The organism is Cytobacillus gottheilii (genome assembly GCF_900166665.1).
In the GTDB taxonomy this organism is placed as follows: domain Bacteria; phylum Bacillota; class Bacilli; order Bacillales; family Cytobacillaceae; genus Cytobacillus; species Cytobacillus gottheilii_A.
The window spans coordinates 1,160,247-1,184,972 of sequence record NZ_LT800494.1 but is presented as its reverse complement, the minus strand read 5'-3'; the positions used below and the strand labels follow the sequence as shown (position 1 = coordinate 1,184,972).

Sequence of the window (24,726 nt, the reverse complement as noted above, 5' to 3'; positions counted from 1 at the left end):
CGAAGAAAATGATATCAAAAGAATAGGGATTTGGCAATATAAATTTTGTAATTTCTTTTTCACATAAAAAAACAGGGGTGATTTCCACTGCATGGCACTCGCTTTCCGCGGGTGAGAGGTGAGCTTCCTCGGCGCTGCGCGCCTGTGGGATCTCACCTTTCTCACTTCTCCCGCAGGAGTCTCGTGCCATTACGTTTCAATCAACAGGCATATTGCTAAAATACCCTTTTCAAGAAAGCAATTAATTACTTACCTTTTATCTCTTAACTTCTTTTGTAATGTTTTCTAAAAAGTCTGCAAATGCGATGGTTTCTGATTTTTGTTCGCCGTATTTGCGGACGTTTACGGCTTTTTCAGTTACTTCATTGTCTCCGACTACTAGCATATATGGTGTTTTTTGCATTTGGGCTTCACGGATTTTATAGCCGATTTTTTCATTGCGGTCATCGAGCTGGACGCGCAGGCCTTGTGCTTGAAGCTGTTCCTGCACTTCTTTTGCATAGTCGAAGTGCACTTCTGGTGAAACAGGGATCACCTGAACTTGTACAGGAGCAAGCCATGTTGGAAATGCACCTTTGTATTCTTCGATTAAGAATGCAACAAAACGCTCCATTGTTGATACAACACCCCGGTGGATAACGACCGGACGATGCGGTTTCCCGTCTTCACCAACATATGTTAAGTCAAAGCGCTCAGGAAGAAGGAAGTCAAGCTGAACTGTTGATAAAGTTTCATCCTTGCCAAGAGCTGTTTTCACTTGTACATCCAATTTAGGACCATAGAATGCAGCTTCTCCTTCAGCTTCAAAATAATCAAGACCGATTTCATCCATTGCTTCTTTCAGCATTGCTTGTGCCTTCTCCCACATGTCATCATCATCAAAATACTTCTCAGTATCCTGAGGATCACGGTAGGATAAACGGAAAGAGTAATCATTAATGTCAAAGTCCTTGTATACTTCTAAAATCAAATGAACAACACGCTTGAATTCCTCTTTAATTTGATCTGGACGCACAAAGATATGAGCATCATTTAACGTCATGCCGCGTACACGCTGAAGGCCTGAGAGAGCCCCGGACATCTCATAGCGATGCATTGTTCCTAATTCTGCGATACGGATTGGCAATTCGCGATAGCTGTGGATGCCATTTTTGTATACCATCATATGGTGCGGACAGTTCATCGGACGAAGCACAAGCTGTTCATTGTCCATCTCCATAACAGGGAACATGTCTTCCTGATAATGATCCCAGTGACCAGATGTTTTATATAAATCAACGCTTCCCATAATCGGAGTGTATACATGGTCATATCCTAAGCGTTCTTCTTTGTCGACAATATAGCGTTCAATATTGCGGCGGATGGTTGCACCTTTAGGCAGCCACATTGGAAGACCTTGTCCGACTTTTTGAGAAGTCATAAACAAGTTTAACTCTTTGCCAATTTTACGATGGTCACGCTCTTTTGCTTCTTCAAGCAAGCGAAGATGCTCAGCCAGATCTTCCTTTTTAAAGAAAGCTGTTCCATAAATGCGCTGAAGCATTTTGTTATCGCTGTTTCCGCGCCAGTATGCACCTGCAATGCTCAAAAGCTTAAACTCTTTAAGCTTTCCTGTTGATGGAACGTGGACACCGCGACATAGGTCAAAGAAATCTCCCTGCTCATAGATTGTTACCTTTTCGTCTGCCGTAATGGCTTCAATAAGCTCCAGTTTATATTCATCGCCGATCTCTTTATAAAGAGCGACCGCTTCATCGCGGCTGACTTCTTTACGAACGATATCAATGTTTTCATTGATGATTTTCTTCATTTCTTTTTCAATTACCGGCAAATCTTCTGGTGTTAATGATTCTTCAATATCCACATCATAGTAAAAGCCGCCTTCAATAACCGGACCAACACCAAGCTTCACGTTTTTATATAGACGTTTAATCGCTTGAGCCATTAAGTGAGCCGAACTGTGGCGCAATACTTCAAGCGCTTCTGGAGAATCATTTGTTACGATTTCAACAGCAGCATCTCCTTCAATTCCTCTGCGCAGATCGTACATTTCTCCGTTTACTTTTCCAGCGATTGCCTTTTTCTTCAATCCTGGACTAATGGATGCTGCAATTTCTTCAGTTGATACACCATTTTCAAATTCCTTTATTGCACCGTCTGGAAATGAAATTTTAATCATTTCAGTCATCGTCTTTCCCTCCTAATGAATGGTAAAAGTTATGTTTGCAGAAAAACAAAAAAACCCATCCCTAAAAAAGGGACGAGTTATTATATACACGTGGTTCCACCCTACTTCTCATTTTCCCCATAGGAAAAATGACTTGTAGAAAATAACGGATGTAATCCGCCAGCCCATTTCCTGGCCGGAGCTCGATAGGTGGTAAGTATTCAATCTACGCTAGGAAGGTTGCAGCCATGCCTTCCCTCTCTTCAAACAAGAAAAGAATACCCATGTCCTTGTCATAACTTTTGCTGTATAAATGTAATATGTACGTATTATAGCTTTATTACAGCAAAAAAATCAAGGGCATCCTCTGTAAATTTTTCTAAACAGAACTGCAAGTTGTGTTTCACTAATTAATTTCACGTTTTTGCCCGCTTAATTCCTGCATGCTCTCATAGGACTTGAATGAAGTAACCGATTTAATTTTCAGCCGCTCTTCAAAGATATTCGAAATTGTCCTTACTAACGGGAGTTCCACATCATCACAATATAAATTGATTTTTTTGGGTGCAATAGATAACAGTGGTGCAATGGTTGCTGAGTCGATATAAACAGGGTGATGAAAGAGAAGCTTGCGGTCTATAAGTGCACGCAGCTCTGTATTTCGAATCTCATTCATACCTTCATCATAAAAAAAGACACCTTCATCCATCAGCACATGAATCTCCTGAAACTTCGCTGGCCGATCTGTCAGAAACTCACGCAGCATTTGCACAAACATCTGATATTCCTGCTCCATTTTATATTCATCAATAGAAATTTCGATATACTTCACAAGCTGATCCATAAATGATCTCATTCTAAACTTCACGAAAGAGTCGAAAGAAAAGTTGATATCTGGCTGTATCATCTGGTGGATGTCTTTTCTGACTCGTTCCTTCACATTTTGATCAGGGACAAAAGATGAAAGATCTTCACGATTCCCTTCAATAATAGCTTGAGCAATCTCCATAATCTGCTGCTGTTCTTCTTCCACTTGATAATAATATTGATCTGTTAGAATGGTGCGGAACCAGTCCTCGATTTTACTTTCTATAACAAACTCATAAAAAGCCTCTTTCAACAAGTGTATGGAATTTCCAGCTTCATGAAAAAATTGCAGCTTAACTATATGGTGATCTTCATATCGAAGATGAATATGATCAGTACAAGCTGAAGCGGTTAGCAAACCTTGAAGCAGTGTATGTAAACGTAATGCATCCTTCTTACTTCGGAAAATGATTTCGATCAACCAAATCCCCCCTTAAAAGAAATCTCTACCTTTCGCTTCCCCTGCTTAGTCATAGATTAAACAGGTGCAAGGTTTCTTTTAATATATATGGTGGACTTGCCTAAATTAGAAGCAGAAAAGTGAATAGCAGAAATAACTAATTAACTAAGGGAGATACAGAGAAAAAATCTATTCTATTTTTTTCAAAACACGAATATTCATAGTTTGGCTATTTAAACAAATCCGTTCCATTGCGCTGCGGACCCTCGCTTTCCGTGGGGAGGAAGCTGAGCCTCCTCGAAGCAAAGCTTCTGCGGGGTCTCACCCTTTCCTCTATTGCCCACCGGAGTCGAGGGTCCTCCGCTCCATTTCACTCAGGTTAATAAAATATATTTTATAATTATAAATTACTAAAAACCAAATGATTAGAAAGATACCTTCCTAATCATTCGGTTCTATGGGTGTGTTAAATACTTATGTCCCAGCTTCGAAGAAATCCACCGTAAAAAATTATATCCGCCGTCCAATTTATTTATCCGCAAACTTCAAAAAACAAAAAAAACCGCCTGTTCTAAACAGGCAGTCCAAAAATATTATCTTCTTCTATTCGGCCCTTCAACCAAGACAGGCTCTGATAAAAACTTAATACGTTCCATAATGCGGCGCGCTTTCATCCGTTCCTCTTCACCACGCTGTGTATACGATAAATGATGTTCGAGCTCTTTTAAATCAAAGTTTGAAGTGAAGAACGTTGGCAGATTTTCAAGCATACGGAATTGAAGCAATGGCCCAAGAACCTCATCCCTTGTCCAGCTTGACATCGTTTCGGCGCCAATATCATCAAACATGAGTACATGCGCCCTTTTGATCGCTTCCATTTTTTCATTCAATGTTGAATCACCTATTGAGCTTTTCATTTCCCTGAATAACTCTGGAACGTATACGATCATCGAGGAAACTCCCTGATTTGCAAGTGCATTTGCTATCGCACCTAATAAGTAGGACTTCCCCACACCAAATTGCCCGTAAAAATAAAACCCTTTTTGTGATGGATTTTTACTATAATTAGATATAAAATCTACAGCCTTTTCTTCTGCATCTGCACGATATACATCATCATGCAAATCTTCAAATTTTGCGTGCAAAATATCTTTAGGTACATATAGGCTTTTGATGAGATTTTCATTTTTTCTTTTTTCATCATTAATAACTTTACGAGGACATTTATCATATTTAATATCAATAAGCCCTCTTGTGAGTACAAGCTCCGGATGATACCCCTTCAGTACATTGATGCACCCATCCAAGTTTGGGCATTTATTGCATTCTTTGCTGAGCTTCGAATACTCATACAGCTTAATTAGGCTCCTGTTCACCATATCTTCTGTTAACTCATGCTGATGCGCAATTAAAAATGCCTTTACATCCGGATGATTTAACGTTTCCGCACGCTGCTGTTCATATCTTTTTTTGAAATCTTCATTACCAGTGAGCCTTTTCAGTGTTTCATTAATTTTTTCCACTATTTATTCACCACCTGAATGCAGCTTTTTTAACGTTTCCTGCATTTTTTTCTTTTTCTTTATCAGCTCTTCATTATTTCCTTCATCTGCTATCTTGGCATCTTCCTCATTATGATCAAACCAATCAGGCAGGAGCTCAGAACGAATAGGCTGCTTTTTCGTCGTCCTTTTGCTCGTTTTATTTCCCCCAGCCCATTCTAAATATTGTCTATGTTCGTTTTTCGCCAGCTCCATCGCATCTTTTGCCCTTTTTACTTGTTTGCGGGCCCAGTGGCTTGCGATCTTTTCAACATATGATTTTGTAAGCTTCATATCAGTTTTTAACATAACATATTGAATCAGCACATTTACAACAGCAGGCAGCAGCTTTTGCTGAAAAAGAACATCCTCAATTATTTTCAAATCTCCTTTAGAAGGCTCAGCTCCTCCTGATAGATCTTTTAATAATTGTCTAGGGGAAGTCGTTTCTAAGTATAATAACAGCTCATCTTCTTTAGACACTGGGGCTGATGGAGCTGTACGGTTTGCAGCCGGCTGTGTTCGATCCAGTAAAGATGGAAGCTGGTCATTGTGCTGGAATTGATACCAATCTCTCGCAGACTTACGCAGTTCTTCAATATTGATGTCATTATTTTCGGTAAGTGCACTAATAATAACATTTTTCATCTGCAACACATCTATATCGTATAGAAAAGCAAGATTACTAATCGCCAATTTCACTTTTTTCGTTAGTGCGTTTTTAGGTACGAGTGATTCATTTAGACCAGCGATAAGCAGATCAAAGTCGAATGCGTCAGTGTTAATCTGAATGCCGTCTGATTCTGCTCTTCCCAAATAGACCTCATCTCCCAGCAGCTCCTGCTCCTCATATTGAGTTAGCCCTTGATGGCCTGACATATACACATCCTGGAATGCTTTAGTTGCTTCTATATAACCTTCTTGAGAATGAATAGCTGTATCGGAAAAGAATCTCTTTAATCTTGCATATTGAGTCTTCCCGACTTTTTTGAATAAATAAATATTCAGCATGCCATCAAGAAAGAATTGCTGTGGTGATAAGGGCGGCAGTAATTCATATATAAATGAACGATTATCTCCCTCTTTCTTAACATACACCTTTAACAAGCCAATTCCTTCGAGCTTTAAGCGTGCTTCGTAAATATCTTTCAAACCCAGTCCCATTGTCGTCATCAAGTAATGGTGGGTACTTGAATCTGACCAAATTCTATTTTCCTCTACCTCTGCCCATAGCGTCATATAAAGACTCAGGCAGGTAGAGCCGATAAGGGGCTGGTACAAAAGGGTCAATATCTTTCTGTCGTATTCATGCAGCAGTCCGCCCGCGGCCACGGCATATCGATCAATCGGTATAAGTTCTGTCCAATGCTGGGCCAATAGTATTCAACCTCATTTCAGCTTAACTTGCAAAAAAAGAGCCAGAGATTCCTTCATTCACTCTTAGGCTCTTCCATTCTATTGTTCTTTTTTAATTAATTCCTTTAATTCTTCAATAAAAACATTTATATCTTTAAATTGCCTGTACACAGATGCAAAGCGAACATAAGCGACATCATCCACCTTGGCGAGCCTGTCCATGACCATTTCACCAACTTCATCACTTTTGATCTCAGACACACCATTGCTGCGCAGCTCTGCTTCTACCTCTGCAGTAATTGCTTCAAGCTCTTTAAGAGCAACAGGCCGCTTTTCACATGCCTTAATCAATCCGCGCAAAATCTTCTCCCGGCTAAACTCTTCTCTCGTACCTTCCTTTTTTACGACAACGAGCGGAATTTCTTCCACTTTTTCAAACGTCGTAAACCGATATTGGCATTTCTCACATTCACGCCTTCTGCGGATTGATCTTCCGTCATCTACCGGCCTTGAGTCGAGTACACGGGTATTATTATTGTGGCATGAAGGACATTTCATACAATCAACTCCCGATTAACGATCAACTTCCTTAAACTTATCTTATAAAAAAGAAGTTGTCAGTACAAGTACTTGTCACTAGTTTCCGTATCTTCCCGCTCCTATAAATTCAAATTCCTTGTTCATACTATCGTAAAGAGACAGCAACTCTTTTTTTAATGTTGGGTAAATGCCGAACGGAGATGACTGCTCAGTCGAAATCGTCATATCCACTGCTGTTTCCAGAGGCTTAAGTCCTGTAACCGTAATGACAACAAAACATTTTTTAGCACCATTCAGTTCTGCTGCTAGTTCTCCATGCTCTCTTGAAGAACTGATAATCCTCATATTTTGTTTTCGGCGTATTAATTGTTCCAGCAATTGAAATAATTCAGATGAATTTTTTTTATAGTATCTTGTTTGCAGACTCGGATCAGAGTGGTGATCACTTGTTTCACACTGTTTTTCAAATCTGCCCATAATTGGACGTAATTTCGGCATTTTATTTCCTCCGTTATGTACATATATCTATATTGTACTATTTTTTTGGAGAAAATTAAAAGGAGTGCATATGATGCACTCCTGAAATATCATTAGTAGTTTAAATTAAAGAACATTTGCTTTTGATTGCTTCACTTGAACTGGACCCATTCCACGAGGAAGTTCAATGTTTTCGCTAGCACTTGCACCAAGCGATTCTGCAATATGCTCTGCAGCAATATTAGGATCAAGATCACCGCAAGTATAAACGTCAATGCTTGCATAACCATGCTCAGGAAAGCTATGAATCGTTAAATGCGATTCAGAGATAATAACAACTCCGCTCACACCTTGTGGAGCAAACTTATGAAATGCTACCTCGCGAATTTCAGCACCTGACTTTAATGCAGCGTTCACAAATGTTTGTTCAATATACTCCATATCATTCAACTTTTCAAAATCGCAACCCCAAAGTTCAGAGATCACGTGACGACCCATTGTTTCCATATTCAATTTCCCCCTTTACGTTATAAAAATGAAATCCTAAGTTCATATTGACGTACTTCTACCACGGGGGAAAGTTAGTCCGGAGAGGTCCTAACCCTTTAAGTAGTGATCAACCGCCATTACTTTAGAAGTTCACGATGATTAGTATACTTTGTTTATTATTTTTTTGCAACAAAAGGATGCAATATTTTATTTGTAAATTTTCATTAAAAATGAACACTCTTTTCAGCTTGTAAAAACTCCCAAAAGAGTTATCTGATCGTTCTCTTTATCTTGATTCTCTTCCCAGCGAATCAGTTCTTACTATTGCCCGAAGCTACGGAGATATGCGCCGATATAAAAGTTCTTGCTGATTAATGAATGAACCTAAAAATTCTTGCTGTTCAAAAAAAGGCTAGTAGCCTCTATAAAATAAGCTTAGAATTAATTTCCCTTCTATTCCAAATGCTGCTTTCGCAATTTATTTCTCCAATTAGAAGGACTCGTTTCCGGCGGAACGGGCGCTCACTCCTGCAGGATCGCATCTCCCCACTATCATGAAGTGCAGTCTCGCACTCCTTCGTTTCAACAAACAGGCAAAGCACTAAAATATTTTAAAAAAGTAACTATAAAACAAAATCGTTCTAAAACACAAAAAAAGATCCTGCTCTAATTATCTCAGAACAGGATCTGCCTAAACATTAACTTACCTTTATGTTTTCTATCTGTACAAGCTGCATGGCTACATGTTTCGCCAAATCTACAACTCGGCAGGAGTAGCCCCATTCGTTGTCATACCATGCGAGTATTTTTACTTTGTTTTCACCAATTACCATTGTGGATAAACTATCTATAATCGCAGAATGTTCATTCGTATTAAAATCAACAGACACTAAAGGCTCATCCGTAATAGCCAGAACGCCGTGTAAATCATTCTCGGAAGCCTGTGCAAAAGCTTCGTTAATTTCATCAATACTTACATCTTTTTGCAGGTCCACCACAAGGTCAACTAGAGATACATTCGGTGTTGGTACCCTTAGAGCCATGCCATGGATTTTTCCTTCTAATTGCGGAAGCACTAACGATAAAGCTTTAGCAGCTCCTGTAGACGTTGGAATAATGGATTGTCCGCATGCACGTGCTCGACGTAAGTCTTTATGAGGATTATCAATGTTTTTTTGATCATTTGTATAAGCATGTACAGTTGTCATCAAACCATTAATGATTCCAAAACGCTGATCAAGAACCTTAACTACTGGAGCAAGGCAATTTGTTGTACAAGAAGCATTTGATATAATATCATGCTCTTCAATATTTAATACGCTTTCATTTACACCCATTACTATTGTCACATCTTCATTTTTTCCAGGTGCTGTTAAAATCACTTTTTTTGCACCTGCATCGAGATGAAGACTTGCCTTATCACGAGAATTGAATTTCCCTGTTGCCTCAATAACAATATCAATACTAAGCTCATTCCATGGAAGCTGCAGAGGATCTCTGCTGTTAAGCAGTTTTACTCTTTTTCCATTGACAATCAAAGCACCTTCTTCAATTTCAATAGCTGCTTCAAATGTACCATGATTTGTATCGTATTTAATTAAATGTGCTAATGTTTCTGCGGGATAACTGGCATTGATCGCAACAATTTCAAGATTATGATCAAGAATGGCCTTTCTAAAAACCATTCTTCCAATTCTGCCAAACCCGTTAATCGCTATTCTCGCCGTCATATGATATGATGACCCCTTTCAAATTAATGTTATACTTATTAATTTGTTATTCTGCAATTAGTATAACATATATAAAGGTGATTTTGATATATTAAATAACACAATTAAGAAATATCATTTTATTTATTCGCTGTATTTTCAACATTGTTGCTATGAACTTAAATGAGCTTCAAGATGCTCATTTTCCGCGGGATGGTACGCCTAAGCACTTGCGGGGCTCACCTGTCCCACTCCTCTGAGCAGGAGGCTCGCACCTCTGCGTCAATCAACAAGTCTTTTGTTAAATAGAAAACCTGTTCAAATCAACAATCTTTTGAAAGAGTGCTCTTGATAAGAGCTTATTTATTTGAATACAGTATAGAACTTATTATTCATTCTTTATGTTTTACACTGAAAAAACCTTGCAAGATCATCCATGCAAGGTTTTTTTAGTGTATTTTTATACTAACTGAGATCAACGGAGCGCTATTTCCCATTTTTTCAGCAAAGAGACTAACTGCTGATGGGTTTCTTCAATAGTTCCATTGTTATCGATGATGTCATCTGCAAGCTTCTTTTTGTCCGCAAGCGGCATCTGTGATTGTATGCGCGCTTTTGCTTCTTGTAAAGAAAGCTCGTTTCTCGCCATCAGACGCTCTAATTGAGTTTGTTCATCTACATAAATTAACAGAGTCTGATCACACATTGATTGAAGTTTACTTTCAAAAAGAAGCGGGATATCAAGGATTATTAATGACTCTCCGTTTTGGATTGCATCCTCTTTTTTCTGAAGCATTTGACGGCGAACAGCTGGATGTACAATGCTATTTAACTTTAAACGCTGCTTTTCTGCATGAAAAATAATGGAACCTAACTTGGTTCTGTCAATTTCCGCAGTTTCGTTAAGTATGTCATGCCCAAAATGGCGCACAATTTCTTCATATGCTTCTGTTCCTTTTTCAACCGCTAATCTTGCTTCTATATCTGCGTCGATAATGGGAAATCCCATTTGTTTGATCATAGAAGAAACTGTACTTTTTCCACTGGCGATTCCGCCAGTTAATCCAATTACAAGTGTCATGCTAAATCCTTTCTGCAGCTAAATTTTCCAAACACCAATAATGATCAGCAATAGTCCGGGCAAAAATGAGAATCGCTGAATAAATAAACTGTTGGAGAATACCGCACCAATCTTCAGGCCCAAGAGCACAAAGAGCGAACTCATAACAGCTACTGCACATGCGAGTAAGTAAGGAGAATACCCAAGCAGTGCCGCTCCAATCCCAGCTCCAAATGCATCAAGTGAAAGAGCGAGCCCCAGCAAAATCGCTTCAATGCCAACGATCGTACCTGACTTATCAAAATCGGCTGACATCGGTTTCTTTAAAATATGAATCACAAGTCCTAACGATTTTATTTCAAAGTTAACAATCGTTTTCTCGTGTGGAAGCAAGTCTTTATCTTTCTCTTTTTCCGGACGAAAAAATTGATATAATACCCAGCAGCCAAGTGCTATGAGAATGATTCCGCCAATCTGCTCTGCAGCATGAGGTGATAAAAATTCAACAATAATATGACCAATTCCCATTGCAACGAATAAAGTAACCGCCGAACAGCAGGCAATAATCAAAATGGACTTAATGGGAATCTTCATTTTCCTTAATCCATAAGTCAAACCAACACTAAAACTATCCAAACTTACCGCAAATGCAAGCAATAGAAGTGTGAATGAATACGACATACGATAGAGCTCCTTCCTGTCAATCGCTAGGATAGTATATGGAAGAAGCCCATCCATTGTTAACACGAAATGCGGAAGGCGTTTGCTCAGGGGCGACAAGCATAAGATGAGATGGCATAAAGGTTGTTCTTTACCTTTAGGACAGATCAGCTTATGACCTCGAGCCCCTAACGCCTGGAGCTAGACACTACGAAATGCGGAAGCGCCTCGCTCAGCCCTGAAATGCGAAAGGTGTTTATTTTATTCCTTTTTTTGGCATACAGGACAAAAAACAGTGCCTCTGCCGCCGGTTATAATTCGTTCAAGTGTTGTACCGCATTTTTTGCATGGTTCACCTTTTCGGCCGTACACGAATAAATCAAGCTGGAACATTCCAATCTGCCCTTGTGAATTAATGTAGGAACGGATGGTGCTGCCGCCTTTTTCAACAGCATCTTCTAATGTTCGATTTATTTCAGTATAAATGCGTATAATTTCTTCTTGTGTTAACGTATTGGCTACTTTCTCCGGATGGATATTTGCCCGAAATAGCGTTTCGTCTACATAAATATTTCCTAGCCCTACCACCGTTTTCTGATCAAGCAAGGCTGTTTTTACATGACGTGATGTCTTCGCTAATCTGGCCGCCAGCAATTCAGGCGTAAAGGATTCTGTCATTGGCTCAGGACCAAGCTGGGAAAGTGGAAGATATAGAAAAACTTCCTCCTTTTTAAATAAATGCATGGTCCCGAATTTACGAACGTCTTTATACCGAAGTTCAGTCTTATCGGTAAAATGAAAAATAACATGTGTATGTTTATCAACAGGCTCATCGCTTTGTGTTAAAGCGTATTTCCCTTCCATTCGCAGATGAGAAACAAGTGCCAGTCCTTCTGTATAAAGAATTAGGAACTTTCCTCTTCTGCCAATATCCGTAAATGTTTGTCCAATTAACGCATCTCTAAACTGCTGCAATTCTTCTGGAAACTTAATCATTTTCGCCCAAGAAACGGAAACATCTTTAATGACTTTGCCGATAACCAGTTCTTTCAGCGTTCTCCGTACCGTTTCAACCTCTGGTAATTCTGGCATTTCTTATCACCTGCATCTTTTGCTTAATTTTCATTACTTTGCATCAAACCATGTTGGACCATACGAGAAATCCACCTTTAAAGGCACCTTTAATTCGACTGTGTTTTCCATCACCTCAGGAACGATTTTCGAAAGCAATTCAATTTCATCTTTTGGTGCTTCAAAAATCAATTCATCGTGTACTTGAAGTAAAAGTCGAGATTTAGCTTTTTCTTTTTCCAATCTGGCAGCCATGTCAATCATTGCCTTTTTGATGATATCTGCTGCACTGCCTTGAATAGGCGTATTCATTGCCGTTCTCTCTGCAAAGCTTCTCAAATTAAAATTTCGGCTTGAAATTTCAGGTAAATATCTTCTGCGCTGCAAAAGGGTGGATACAAAGCCTTTCTGCTTTGCATCATAAACAATATCTTCCATATATTGTTTTACGCCAGGATAACTTTCCAGATAGCGCTCAATAAATTGCCCTGCTTCTTTTCTAGTAATTCCCAGGCTTTGAGATAATCCATAATCACTGATACCATATACAATTCCAAAGTTAACGGCCTTTGCATGGCGGCGCATATTGGAAGTAACTTCTTCAGCCTCCACATGAAAGACTTCCATGGCCGTTTTGGTATGAATATCAAGATCTTCTCTAAAAGCAGAGATGAGTTTTTCATCATCTGCAATATGAGCAAGCACTCTTAACTCAATTTGAGAGTAATCTGCTGCAAAGATCACCCAATCCTGCTCAGAAGGTACAAATGCTTGTCTAATTTTTCTGCCCTCTTCCAAACGGATGGGGATATTTTGCAGGTTGGGATCAGTAGAACTGAGCCTGCCCGTTTGTGTCAGTGCTTGATTAAATCTTGTGTGCACCTTCTCAGATTCATTATTTACTACTTTTAGTAAGCCCTCAATATAGGTGGACTGCAGTTTGCCAAGCTGACGATAATGCAGGATTTCTCGAATAATTTCATGATCGTCTTCTAGTTTTTCCAGTACATCTGCAGAGGTGGAGTAACCTGTTTTTGTCTTTTTGATTACTGGAAGACCAAGCTTATCGAATAAAATCACACCAAGCTGTTTTGGTGAATTAATATTAAATGCTTCTCCTGCCAAAGAGAAAATATTTTTTTCAATTTCATCTAATTTTAAAATGATTTCTTTGCCCATATCCTTAAGCCGATTCAAATCCACCTTAACTCCATATGACTCCATATCTGCCAGGATAAGGGATAACGGCATTTCCAGCTGATAAAATAAATCAGATTGCTGATTTTCTTCGAGCTGATCAATAAGCTGATCCTTTAATGCATCCAGCACAAGCGCTTTCCGAACAAGATGCTCTGCTAATTGTTCCGCTTCAGGCACTTTGCGTTTTGCGCCTTTCCCATAAAACACTTCATCCGATTGGATCGATGAATATCCATGCTTTTTGGCAACTGATGCTACATCTTCAATTGTCTCAGATGGATCAATGATATAAGTCGCCAGCAGGAGATCAAATTCAACACCCTTTAGGTGAATGCCATGATGGCGCAAGGAAACCTCTGAACGCTTAGCATCATAAACTGTTTTTTTCTTATTAGGATCCTCTGCCCATTTTTTAAAGAGATCAGACTGTAAAGCGACATCTTTACTGAAGAAATAGCTTCCTGACTCATTCACAAGCGAAAAACCGGTGATCTCAGCATAATGATAATTATCTTCTAGGATCTCCACATAAAATGCACTGTGCTCTGTAAGCATATCTTGTTCAATTTCTTCTGATATTGTGAATGAAATTTCCTCTAAGTTTGCTTCCTCTGCTTCTTCACTATCTGCTCCGAGCTTGTCCAGAAGAGAATTAAAGCCAAGCTCCTTATATAAACTCTTTACTTGATCTAATTCATAGCCATTATAATGCAGATCCGCTATAGAAATTTCAACTGGCGCTTCTCTTGTGATCGTCGCAAGCTCTTTACTCATGACGGCTTGGTCCTTGTATTGCTCAAGCTTTTCTTTTAACTTGGCTCCGCTTACTTGTTCAATCGAATTGAGCAAATCTTCAAGAGATCCAAATTCTTTTAACAGCTTTAAGGCCGTTTTTTCCCCGACACCTGGAACACCGGGAATGTTATCTGAGCTATCTCCCATAAGACCTTTCATATCAATAATTCTATCAGCAGTAATTCCATACTTTTCCTCTATATGTGCAGGTGTGTATTCTTCAATCTCCGTAATTCCTTTTTTCGTAATGGCAACAGTGGTATTCTGCGAGCTTAATTGGGTCAAGTCTTTGTCACCGGAAATCACCTTCACTTCAAAGCCTTCCTGCTCTGCCTGTAAAGATAGAGTGCCGATAATATCATCAGCTTCATAATTTTCTAATTCATAGCGTGAGATGCTGTACCGGTCAAGCAATTCTCTTATAAACGGGAATTGTTCTGACAGCTCAGGCGGTGTCTTTTGCCTTCCTCCCTTATACTCACTAAATGTTTTATGGCGGAATGTCGTCTTCCCAGCATCAAAAGCCACAAGAATATGGGATGGCTTCTCATCTTCTAGTATTCTTGTCAGCATCATTGTAAAACCATATATAGCATTGGTATGTATACCTTTATCATTATTCAAGAGCGGCAGTGCAAAAAATGCACGATAAGCGATGCTATTGCCGTCAATAAGAACAAGCTTATTTTTGGTCATCTTTTCTTCCTCCCGTGTTTTTTTCGAATTATATTTTTAAATTCATAAAAAAAAACCGTAATTTCCTTTATTTTATCATGTCATGATAAGGAAAGGAAAATAACGGTTTCGGTATAAAAATCAATCAATTTTATTCTGTATCTGTATATCCCATTAATAAACGTGCATAAGGAGAATCAGATGGCAATACAATTACCGTTTCGCCATTTATCGTCTTTTTATAGGATTCTAAGGTCCTATATAAGCTGTAAAAACTTTGATCTTTGGAGAAAGCCTCATTATAAATTCTTGCTGCTTCCGCTTCCCCGTCTGCACGAATTTGCTCAGCCTCGGCTCTGGCAGCTGCCAGCATTTTCGTAACATCACGGTCCGTCTCAGCGATAATCTTATTTTTCTCAGCATCTCCTTTGGATAGGTATTCCTGTGCCGTTGATTCACGTTCAGAAATCATCCTGGTAAAAACAGATTGCTCGTTCTCAGGCGGCAAATCCGTTCTTTTTATACGTACGTCAGTCACTGAGATGCCATAATTATCTTTCGTTAGCAGTTCATTGACCATATCTGTAATCTCCGTATTTAAGGATCCTCTAGAAGACTTTTCATCATTAATGATCTCGTCATAATCAAGCTGTCCAAGCTGTGTTCTCGTAACAGAGTAAATAAATTCCTCCATTTTCGCTTCCGCACCCTGAAGCGTTCTGGCATTTGAGATCATTTTAATCGGGTCATCAATTTTCCATACAGCATAATTATCAATGATCATACGCTTTTTATCTCTCGTATTGATCTCTGCCTCAGATACATCATAAGTCATTTGATATTTTGGTAAAGTCGTTACACTTTGTATAAAAGGGATTTTATAGGAAAGACCTGGCGTATTTTCGATTCGGACAACTTCACCGAACTGACGGACTACTTTATATTCACCTTCTTTTACAATAAAAAGGTTTGTAAACAAGATTAAAAGCAGAGCTATGAAAATAACTGCAATGATGCCAAACCTAATAAATTTTCGGTTCATGAACTGATTGCCGCCTCCGCCACCTCGTTCATTTATATCCACTATGTTGTGATCACTCATTATTTTCACTTCCTTCAGCCGCTTGCTTTGGTTGTTCTTTCTCTAAAGGTCTAATGGGGAAATACTTCATCGTATTTCCATCATCATTCATAATATAAATTTCAGCCCCAGGCAATACCTGTTCCATCGTCTCAAGCATTAACCGTTCCCTTGTAATATCAGGGCTATTCCGATATTCTTCATATAGGCTGTTGAAGACCGCAACATCTCCTCGTGCACCCTGTAACCGGGATTCCTGCTCCCCTTGTGCACGTGATTTGATCGCTGAAACTTCACCCTGTGCCTCATTCATTCTTTGATTCTTGTACTTTTCAGCTTCATTCAATTTCGTGTTCATGGTTTCACGCGCATCCGTAACATCTGTAAACGCTTTCCGAACATCTGCATTAGGCAACTCTACATCCTGAAGCTTAACAGCTAATATGGATATACCAATGTCATATTTTTCAATGAGAGTTGTCAGCAGTTCCCACACATCTGCTTCAATTTGTGCTTTTCCTGAAGTTAAGGCATCGTCTATTTGTGAGCTTCCAATAATACTGCGCAGTGACGAAGACGTACCATCGTATAAAATTTCTTCGGGATCTTCAGCGTTAAAAAGAAATTTTTCAGGATCGGTAATTTTCCATTGAACAACCAGGTCGGCTAATACAATGTTTTCATCACCCGTAATCATTTTGGTTTCATCCGGAAAATCTTTAATCTCTCCTTCTTGCTCTTCATAGCCAAACTGGAGACTGAAGGTTTCCTTTGATAATTTTTCAACACTTTGAATTGGCCATGGCATTTTGAAATGCAATCCTGGCTCGGTAATTGTATCCTTTGCATCTCCAAAAGTTAAAATAACTGCTTGGTCTGATTCATCAACTGTGTACCATGAAGTAAAGGCGATAATTGCTAAAACGACAATCAAGATAGCCAAACCAGCTAATGTATAAATCCTCTTTAAACTAACCATTTTACTCCCCTTCCCTGTTTCTTTGTCTGTAACTTTATTACGGTCAGAATACAAAAAAGTTTCATAAAAATGACAATTAAGTTGAAGTAGATGAAGATCAATATCTTCAATGATTAAGTTTTATATGAAAACAAGGGAGTGGGAGTCTAATCTATGGAGAAATTTAATTGAGAGTGTGAGACATAAAGAAAAGGAGAAAGCGGGGTAGGCTTTCTCCTTTCTTTGGTACCTTGGATGAAGGGGTTTCCTTAATCATTATAAAGGTCTAATGTAAACAGAAGATAAACAGACTGTAAATATAATGTAAACCCTTCATGAGTTATGTGTTTTTTAATCCCACTGCCTACTAAACGCGGTTTTCTAGATTTCCTTTAGGAAGCTCAATATGAAAGGACGTGCCTTCACCAACATCACTTTCAACTGAAATTTTCCCCTTATGAGCTTCAACAATATGCTTTACAATCGCCAGACCTAAACCAGTTCCGCCTGAATTGCGGCTTCTCGCTTTATCGACACGATAGAAACGTTCGAAAATCCTTGGAATCTCCTCTTGTTCAATTCCAATCCCAGTATCTTGAACCTTAATAAATAATGTTTTCGGTCCATTTGCAACGGTTAATGAGATTCTGCCGCCTTGAGGCGTGTATGATATGGCATTTGACAATAAATTAATGATTACTTGCTTCAGCCGGGAAGGATCTCCTTCCATTAATATAGCTTCTTCCTGTCTTTCAAAGAAAAGAGAGATATCCTTTTCTTCTAATTTACCATGCATAATGGCTAAGACTTCTTTCATCATTACTTGTATATCAAATATTTCTTTAGATAAGCTAAAGCCTTGCTGCTCAATCTTTGATAAATCTAATAAATCTTGAACAAGAGATTGTAATCGATCGCTCTCTTGGAGGATGATCTTTAAAAAGTCCGTTAATGCCTGCTTATCTTCCATCGCACCGTCCAGAAGAGTCTCTGAAAACCCTTTAATAGATGTAATAGGTGTTTTCAGCTCATGCGATACATTTGCAACAAAGTCTTTTCTCATTTGTTCAAGCTTTTTTAATTCTGTAATATCATGAAAAACAAGCAAGACGCCTTTCCAAACATTATTTGTTCCAATAATGGGTACACCAGAAACATCAAAATGCTTTCTTTCAATGCCAACTGGAATTAAAAGCTGCTTGCGCACCTTATGCTCGGTCATAAATACTTCTTCTACCATCGATGTTAACTCATTATTATCCATCACTTCATAATAGAGCTTATGTAAATAGAATGAAGAGCTGACTTGAAAAATCTCTTTATAAGAACGATTTATTAAATTTATATATCCTTTGCTATCAATCAAAACAAGGCCACTGCCCATGTTTTCAATTAATGTCTCAATGCGGTCCTGCTGAATTTCCTGAGATTTCACCATCTCTTGCAGGTTCCTGGCTAGGATGTTGATAGAATTACTTAACATACTCGTTTCATTCAAAGGATCCTCGTACGTTCTTGCCCGATAATTCCCTTTTGCCAATTCAATTGCCACTTTTGTAGCTGATTCAATCGGCTGTGTGTAATTAGATGTTATACGAGTTACAAGCAAGATAATAATAAATAATGCTGCTCCAAGGCTAATGCTTAAAGTCCACCAAATTTGCCTGTAAGCATCTTGCACCTGGGTGATCGCAGTGCTTAAAATGATATAACCTTCTGGGTCCTCACTTAGCCCGATTGGCCGCCAATAATAATTCAGATTAAATCCGCCCTGAATTTCTAGAACTTCTTCTGAGCTGTTAATTCCCTTTGTTATATCCTCAACAATAGCCTGATGCCTGCTAACATTACTTTTATCATGACTCTCAAGAACAATGCTGCCACCAGGCAGTGCTATTGTAATATGAACATTTAAGGTTTCAGCTACTTCTTTTATTTTTTCTTCACTAAGCCTGTTGACGCCACCTTGGTCGTCCACATAATTTTTTACTAAATCACTCTCACTCTGCAAACGTTCATCAAAAGACTGCAGAGAATTCGTCTTAAAAAGCTGCCCTAATAGAATTCCCAGGAATATTAATATGGCTATAATTAAGGTTATTAAAGCGAACAATAGCCGTGATCTGAAATTAATCATTCTTTCTTAGGTTCCTCCAGCTTATATCCTAGTCCGCGTATCGTTTTAATATAAACAGGTTTCTTCGTGTCATGTTCGATTTTTTCCCGCAGATGGCTGATGTGAACATCGACAATGCGTGTATCGCCTGCAAAGTCATAATTCCAGACGGCACTTAATAACTGATCTCTTGTCAGCACTCGTCCTTTATGTCTGCCCAGATAGAGCAGGAGTTCAAATTCTTTCGGCGTTAATTCCAAAAGTTCTTCTTCTGCAAAGGCTTCATATCGATCCGGATAAATTTTTAATCCGGCGATTTGAATATAATCCTGAAGTTCGGCTTGGCCTGTATCATACTCTGGCTGAGTTTGTATTCTTCTTAAAATAGCTTTCACACGAGCTACAACTTCTCGAGGGCTGAAAGGCTTCGTCATATAATCATCTGCGCCCAATTCAAGTCCTAGTACTTTATCAAATTCATCATCCTTGGCCGTCAGCATTAGAATAGGCACCTCAATTTTTTGCTGCCTAAGCTGCTTGCATACCTCAATGCCATCCATTTTAGGAAGCATTAAATCGAGAACAATTAAATCTGGTTTTTCGGAAATTGCGAGCTCCATTCCCAGTTCTCCGTCTTCAGCAGTTAAAACATCATATCCAGCTTGCTGTAAGTTATATTGAAGCAAAGTAACAATTGATTGTTCATCGTCGACGACAAGTACTTTTTTATTCATGAAAAGCCTCCGATATGTTTATTCCCCCAAATATATTGCCGGATAACCGGCAACATCCCCCAACTACCTAAATCTATTATAATATAAACACTTCTTTACAATGCAACCCTTTCGAAAGAATATCTTATGATGAAAACGCATCCAATTAAAAATTGTTAATTTATTCAGAAACCACAAATACATCTATGTAATCCATTTTCATAAATTGCCTAATATCATTATAGCAATAAAGGAACGTGCATTCGCTATTTTCACCTCAAAAAAAGATGCGGCTTGATCAGCCAGCATCCAAAATTTTATAAGTTAAAAGTTATCAAGCGCATTGCCATCCATTTGCTGAATTCGGTGGGGCGGGCACACTGTGACGTCACCTTGAATGACAATATCGTTCTCTTCATTTGTACCTATTACATTCAGCAGAATTGTATGATCAGATGGGTTTACTGCTGTTACCTCAAATAAAAAAGTTACAGATGCATAATGATAAACAGGCTTTACATAGTCAAGATTTTGCTTTAAGACATGACTGCCTGGACCGGGTAAATATTTAGAGACTGCTGAAGTGATCATGCCATTTAACATAATACTGGGCACGATTGGTTTTTTATATGGAGTTTGTGATGCGTAATCATGCTGAATATATAAAGGGTTCGCATCATTAGTTAATCCTAAATATAACAGCAGATCTTTGTCTTCAATCACTTCTGTTAATGTTAGTTTTTCACCTACTGATATTTCTTCAATCTTTCTCCCAAGCTTTCTTTTTTTCCCTAAAAGCATTCAAACACCTCCATAATTATGTAAGCGGTTTCATTTTTAAACAAAAAAATGATTGTTCTTCCGCAAGGTAAAAACAACTGTTAACTTACTATTCTGTTTTTTTATATTAGCATATATCTTGTTGTAAAGCAAAAATGAATTTTATTGAGCTAGTAAAAATAAAAAGGATTGAAGGAATCAAACGATCAAGTCATTATTCCTTCAATCCCTAATCATTCATTTACATTTTATCAGCTTGTTTAGAAGTTAAACCAATATTTCTAATACGCTCTTAACAGACTGAACAGATTGATCCAGCGCAGTCTTTTCATTTTCTTCTAAGTCTAGCTCAACAATCTTTTCAATCCCGTTTGCTCCTAGTATTGTTGGAACACCCAGGTAAATCCCCTCATAGCCATATTCACCTTCTAAATACGCAATTGCTGGTAATACACGTCGCTGATCCTTTAGGATGGCTTCACACATTTCAACCAATGCAGCTGCAGGAGCATAATACGCACTGCCGTTTCCTAACAGGTTAACAATTTCACCGCCGCCTTTTCGTGTACGTTCAACAATTGCCTCTAAGCGCTCAGCAGGAATTAATGTTTCAAGCGGAATCCCGCCTGCGTAGGAATAACGGACAAGCGGAACCATGTCATCACCATGCCCACCTAACACAAATCCAGTAATATCTTTTACGGAAAGATTCAATTCCTGGGCAACAAAAGTTCGGAAACGAGCAGTATCTAATACCCCTGATTGTCCGATTACACGGTTTTTCGGAAAGCCGGACTCTTTAAATACCGTATATGTCATTGCATCCACTGGATTTGTTAAGACGATAATATAGGAATTAGGAGAGTATTTTACAATTTCCTGTGTCACACTCTTCATTACCTTTTGATTGGTTTGCACTAAATCATCACGGCTCATTCCTGGCTTTCGGGCAATTCCAGCAGTTATTACAACAATATCTGAATCCTTCGTGTCTTCATAATTGGCAGTGCCGATAATATTTGCATCAAATCCCTGAACAGGACTTGCCTCCAGCATATCGAGGGCTTTTCCTTTTGTCGGATTTTCATTATGAGGCATATCAACTAGCACTACATCGCCAAGCTCCTTTTGAGCAAGTAAAAATGCAGTTGTAGTTCCAGTAAACCCGCCGCCGATCACGGATATTTTTTTTCGTCTCATTGTCATGAAAAATTCCTCCTAAGCTTGTCTTTACATTTTTTAAACAAAAGGCTGTTCTATTCGAACAGCCTTCATACAACAGTTATTGAATAGGATTAACCCATATTTTTAATTAACTCATCACCGAATTCAGAGCATTTTACTTCTGTTGCTCCATCCATTAAACGTGCAAAATCATATGTTACCACTTTAGAGGCAATCGTTTTTTCCACTGATTTTAAGATCAGGCTTGCCGCTTCAGTCCAGCCTAAATGCTCAAGCAATAGCACACCTGATAGAATAACAGATGATGGATTTACTTTATCAAGACCAGCATACTTCGGTGCTGTACCATGTGTTGCTTCAAAAATCGCATGGCCAGTTTCGTAGTTGATATTTGCACCAGGTGCAATTCCAATTCCGCCAACTTGTGCAGCCAATGCATCGGAAATGTAATCACCATTCAGGTTCATCGTTGCCACAACGTCAAATTCACTTGGACGTGTAAGGATTTGCTGTAAGAAGATATCAGCAATAGAATCTTTAACGATGATTTTGCCAGCTGCTTCAGCATCAGCTTGTGCTTTATTCGCAGCATCTGCGCCTTTTTCATCTTTAATGCGGTCATACTCTGCCCAAGTGAATACCTTCTCACCGTATTCTCTTTCTGCAAGCTCATAACCCCAGTTTTTAAATGCACCTTCTGTAAACTTCATAATGTTACCCTTATGTACAAGTGTTACAGATTTACGCCCTTCTTTGATTGCATACTCAATTGCAGCGCGTACTAGACGAGATGTACCCTCTTCTGATACTGGTTTAATCCCAATTCCTGAAGTTTCAGGGAAACGGATTTTGTTAACACCCAGTTCGTCTTGAAGGAAAGAAATAAGCTTTTTCACTTCGTCTGAGCCGTTTGCATATTCAATACCAGCGTAAATATCTTCCGTATTTTCGCGGAAAATAACCATATCTGTGTCTTGAGGACGTTTTACAGGAGAAGGAACTCCTTCGAACCAGCGTACAGGGCGCAAACAAACAAATAAGTCAAGCTCTTGACGAAGCGCAACATTCAGAGAACGAATTCCTCCGCCGATTGGAGTCGTTAAAGGACCTTTAATAGCAATTAAATACTCATTAATCGTATCCAGTGTTTCAGTTGGAAGCCACTCACCAGTTTGGTTAAATGCCTTTTCACCAGCCAGTACTTCTTTCCATACAAGCTTGCGCTCATTGTTGTATGCCTTCTCAACAGCAGCGTCTAAAACTCTTGATGCAGATGCCCAAATATCAGGACCAATTCCATCTCCTTCAATAAATGGAACGATCGGATTGTTTGGTACATTTAATACCCCATTGCTTACTGTAATTTTTTCACCTTGCATGTTCATTTCTCCCTTCCTTTTCACATCAGGTTTTCGTGCCAAAATAGTAAAGCTGAAGGTCAGAAAGCATGTGTCTGCTTCTAACCTTTAGCCTATTTCAATCTAACACAGCAATTATACACAGAAAAGTAAAATGCTGTACATCATTTGTATAAGTTAACAGCAGCTATATATTAGCCTCTGTTTTCAACTGGTACATATTTTTGCATGCCTGGTCCTGTATATTCAGCACGAGGACGGATCAGACGATTATTGTCATATTGTTCTAAAATATGCGCTAACCAGCCAGATACACGGCTTACTGCGAAAATTGGTGTAAATAAATCATGGTCAATGCCTAAGCTATGGTAGACAGAAGCAGAATAAAAATCAACGTTTGGCGGCAGGTTCTTCTCCCCTGTCACAATGCCTTCAATTTGTGTAGACATTTCATACCAATGAGGTTCTCCAGTAAGCTCTGTCAGCCTTTTAGACATTTCTCTTAAGTGTTTAGCACGTGGATCTCCCTGACGGTAAACACGGTGACCAAAGCCCATGATTTTTTCTTTGTTAGCAAGTTTTTCACGAATGTATGGATCAACATTATCGAGGGTCTCGATCTCAGACAGCATCTTCATAACCGCCTCGTTAGCTCCGCCATGCAGCGGCCCTTTGAGCGCTCCAATAGCTGCTGTTACACCAGAATAAACGTCTGATAACGTAGCTACACACACGCGTGCTGTAAATGTAGATGCATTTAATTCATGGTCGGCGTGAAGCACCAACGCTTTATTAAACGCCTCAATAGCAATATCTTCAGGTTCTTCACCTGTAAGCATATAAAGGAAATTTGCAGCAAATCCTAAATCCTTCTTCGGTGCGATAGGCTCTAAACCTTTACGAATCCGCGAAAAGCTTGTAACAATTGCCGGCATTTTCGCTTGAAGTCGAACAGCTTTTCGATAGTTTGCTTCCTCATCCATTAAATCTGCTTCTTCATCATATAAAGAAAGCAATGAAACAGCAGAGCGTAATGCAGCCATTGGATGAACTTTATTAATTGGATACATTTTAAAGTGCTGCAGAACCTCTTCAGGCAGTTCAGCATTCTCAGCAAGCAGGGCTTTAAATTCATCTAATTGCGCCTTTGTTGGAAGACTGCGGTGCCATAACAAATAAATAACTTCCTCAAAGCTTGCATTCTCCGCTAAATCATCAATATCATAGCCTACATACGTTAATGTATCGTCTATGATTGAACTAATAGATGACTGTGTGGCGACGATTCCTTCAAGTCCGCGTGTTACTGTCATATAAAACATCTCCTCTACGTAATAAATTTCCCCTTACCCTTTGCACACATAAGCGTTTACAAATTATCATGCTGAATACTCTCGAATGAATTTCAATAACTGTTAGCTTAAAAGCCGGCACAAGCAGCCGAAGTACAGACTATTGGATCACAAATTTTTATTGCTCTCGGCTAAATCATTAGGAGATATGTATAAACCCTTCTACAAATCCCCCT

General features: G+C 38.9%; 20 protein-coding genes. All 20 read right to left on the bottom strand.

Annotation, left to right across the window (positions count from 1 at the left end; translation table 11 throughout):
- Nucleotides 1-256: 256 nt before the first annotated feature.
- Complete coding sequence (gene thrS, locus B7E07_RS05790; protein WP_080844478.1) at nucleotides 257-2,188, bottom strand: threonine--tRNA ligase; 1,932 nt, start codon at nucleotides 2,186-2,188, stop codon at nucleotides 257-259.
- A 385-nt stretch (nucleotides 2,189-2,573) separates the two neighbouring features.
- Nucleotides 2,574-3,455 (bottom strand): putative sporulation protein YtxC, encoded by an 882-nt coding sequence (gene ytxC, locus B7E07_RS05785; protein ID WP_080844477.1) that lies wholly within the window; start codon nucleotides 3,453-3,455, stop codon nucleotides 2,574-2,576.
- A 572-nt stretch (nucleotides 3,456-4,027) separates the two neighbouring features.
- The gene (gene dnaI, locus B7E07_RS05780) at nucleotides 4,028-4,957 is read right to left on the bottom strand and encodes a primosomal protein DnaI (protein ID WP_080844476.1); all 930 of its coding nucleotides are present in this window, start codon (nucleotides 4,955-4,957) and stop codon (nucleotides 4,028-4,030) included.
- A gap of 3 nt (nucleotides 4,958-4,960) precedes the next feature.
- Nucleotides 4,961-6,352: a replication initiation and membrane attachment family protein gene (locus tag B7E07_RS05775; protein WP_080844475.1), complete on the bottom strand. Its 1,392-nt coding sequence runs from the start codon at nucleotides 6,350-6,352 to the stop codon at nucleotides 4,961-4,963.
- Between the two features lie 78 nt (nucleotides 6,353-6,430).
- Complete coding sequence (nrdR, locus tag B7E07_RS05770; RefSeq protein ID WP_080844474.1) at nucleotides 6,431-6,889, bottom strand: transcriptional regulator NrdR; 459 nt, start codon at nucleotides 6,887-6,889, stop codon at nucleotides 6,431-6,433.
- Nucleotides 6,890-6,967: 78 nt separating this feature from the next.
- Nucleotides 6,968-7,369, bottom strand: a complete 402-nt coding sequence (locus tag B7E07_RS05765) for a hypothetical protein (protein WP_080844473.1) — start codon at nucleotides 7,367-7,369, stop codon at nucleotides 6,968-6,970.
- 105 nt (nucleotides 7,370-7,474) lie between these two features.
- Complete coding sequence (gene speD / locus B7E07_RS05760; protein ID WP_066443056.1) at nucleotides 7,475-7,855, bottom strand: adenosylmethionine decarboxylase; 381 nt, start codon at nucleotides 7,853-7,855, stop codon at nucleotides 7,475-7,477.
- Between the two features lie 680 nt (nucleotides 7,856-8,535).
- Nucleotides 8,536-9,567: a glyceraldehyde-3-phosphate dehydrogenase gene (locus B7E07_RS05755; RefSeq protein WP_080844472.1), complete on the bottom strand. Its 1,032-nt coding sequence runs from the start codon at nucleotides 9,565-9,567 to the stop codon at nucleotides 8,536-8,538.
- 454 nt (nucleotides 9,568-10,021) lie between these two features.
- Nucleotides 10,022-10,627 (bottom strand): dephospho-CoA kinase, encoded by a 606-nt coding sequence (gene coaE, locus B7E07_RS05750; protein ID WP_080844471.1) that lies wholly within the window; start codon nucleotides 10,625-10,627, stop codon nucleotides 10,022-10,024.
- Nucleotides 10,628-10,645: 18 nt separating this feature from the next.
- The gene (gene ytaF, locus B7E07_RS05745) at nucleotides 10,646-11,287 is read right to left on the bottom strand and encodes a sporulation membrane protein YtaF (RefSeq protein ID WP_080844470.1); all 642 of its coding nucleotides are present in this window, start codon (nucleotides 11,285-11,287) and stop codon (nucleotides 10,646-10,648) included.
- A gap of 240 nt (nucleotides 11,288-11,527) precedes the next feature.
- Nucleotides 11,528-12,358: a DNA-formamidopyrimidine glycosylase gene (gene mutM / locus B7E07_RS05740; RefSeq protein ID WP_080844469.1), complete on the bottom strand. Its 831-nt coding sequence runs from the start codon at nucleotides 12,356-12,358 to the stop codon at nucleotides 11,528-11,530.
- Nucleotides 12,359-12,391: 33 nt separating this feature from the next.
- Nucleotides 12,392-15,028: a DNA polymerase I gene (gene polA / locus B7E07_RS05735; RefSeq protein WP_080844468.1), complete on the bottom strand. Its 2,637-nt coding sequence runs from the start codon at nucleotides 15,026-15,028 to the stop codon at nucleotides 12,392-12,394.
- Nucleotides 15,029-15,158: 130 nt separating this feature from the next.
- Complete coding sequence (gene hflC / locus B7E07_RS05730) at nucleotides 15,159-16,109, bottom strand: protease modulator HflC (protein ID WP_080844467.1); 951 nt, start codon at nucleotides 16,107-16,109, stop codon at nucleotides 15,159-15,161.
- Nucleotides 16,102-17,067, bottom strand: a complete 966-nt coding sequence (gene hflK, locus B7E07_RS05725) for an FtsH protease activity modulator HflK (RefSeq protein ID WP_080844466.1) — start codon at nucleotides 17,065-17,067, stop codon at nucleotides 16,102-16,104. Before hflK ends, hflC begins: the two co-directional genes overlap by 8 nt.
- Nucleotides 17,068-17,413: 346 nt before the next feature.
- Nucleotides 17,414-19,183: a two-component system histidine kinase PnpS gene (gene pnpS, locus B7E07_RS05720; RefSeq protein WP_080844465.1), complete on the bottom strand. Its 1,770-nt coding sequence runs from the start codon at nucleotides 19,181-19,183 to the stop codon at nucleotides 17,414-17,416.
- Complete coding sequence (locus B7E07_RS05715; protein WP_080844464.1) at nucleotides 19,180-19,896, bottom strand: response regulator transcription factor; 717 nt, start codon at nucleotides 19,894-19,896, stop codon at nucleotides 19,180-19,182. The genes pnpS and B7E07_RS05715 overlap by 4 nt, the downstream gene beginning before the upstream one ends.
- 303 nt (nucleotides 19,897-20,199) lie before the next feature.
- Nucleotides 20,200-20,676, bottom strand: a complete 477-nt coding sequence (locus tag B7E07_RS05710) for a MaoC/PaaZ C-terminal domain-containing protein (RefSeq protein WP_080844463.1) — start codon at nucleotides 20,674-20,676, stop codon at nucleotides 20,200-20,202.
- A gap of 246 nt (nucleotides 20,677-20,922) precedes the next feature.
- On the bottom strand, nucleotides 20,923-21,861 hold the full coding sequence (gene mdh / locus B7E07_RS05705; protein ID WP_080844462.1) for a malate dehydrogenase: 939 nt from the start codon (nucleotides 21,859-21,861) through the stop codon (nucleotides 20,923-20,925).
- A gap of 89 nt (nucleotides 21,862-21,950) precedes the next feature.
- On the bottom strand, nucleotides 21,951-23,219 hold the full coding sequence (icd, locus tag B7E07_RS05700) for an NADP-dependent isocitrate dehydrogenase (protein ID WP_080844461.1): 1,269 nt from the start codon (nucleotides 23,217-23,219) through the stop codon (nucleotides 21,951-21,953).
- A 173-nt stretch (nucleotides 23,220-23,392) separates the two neighbouring features.
- Nucleotides 23,393-24,511, bottom strand: a complete 1,119-nt coding sequence (gene citZ / locus B7E07_RS05695) for a citrate synthase (RefSeq protein WP_080844460.1) — start codon at nucleotides 24,509-24,511, stop codon at nucleotides 23,393-23,395.
- Nucleotides 24,512-24,726 lie beyond the last annotated feature (215 nt).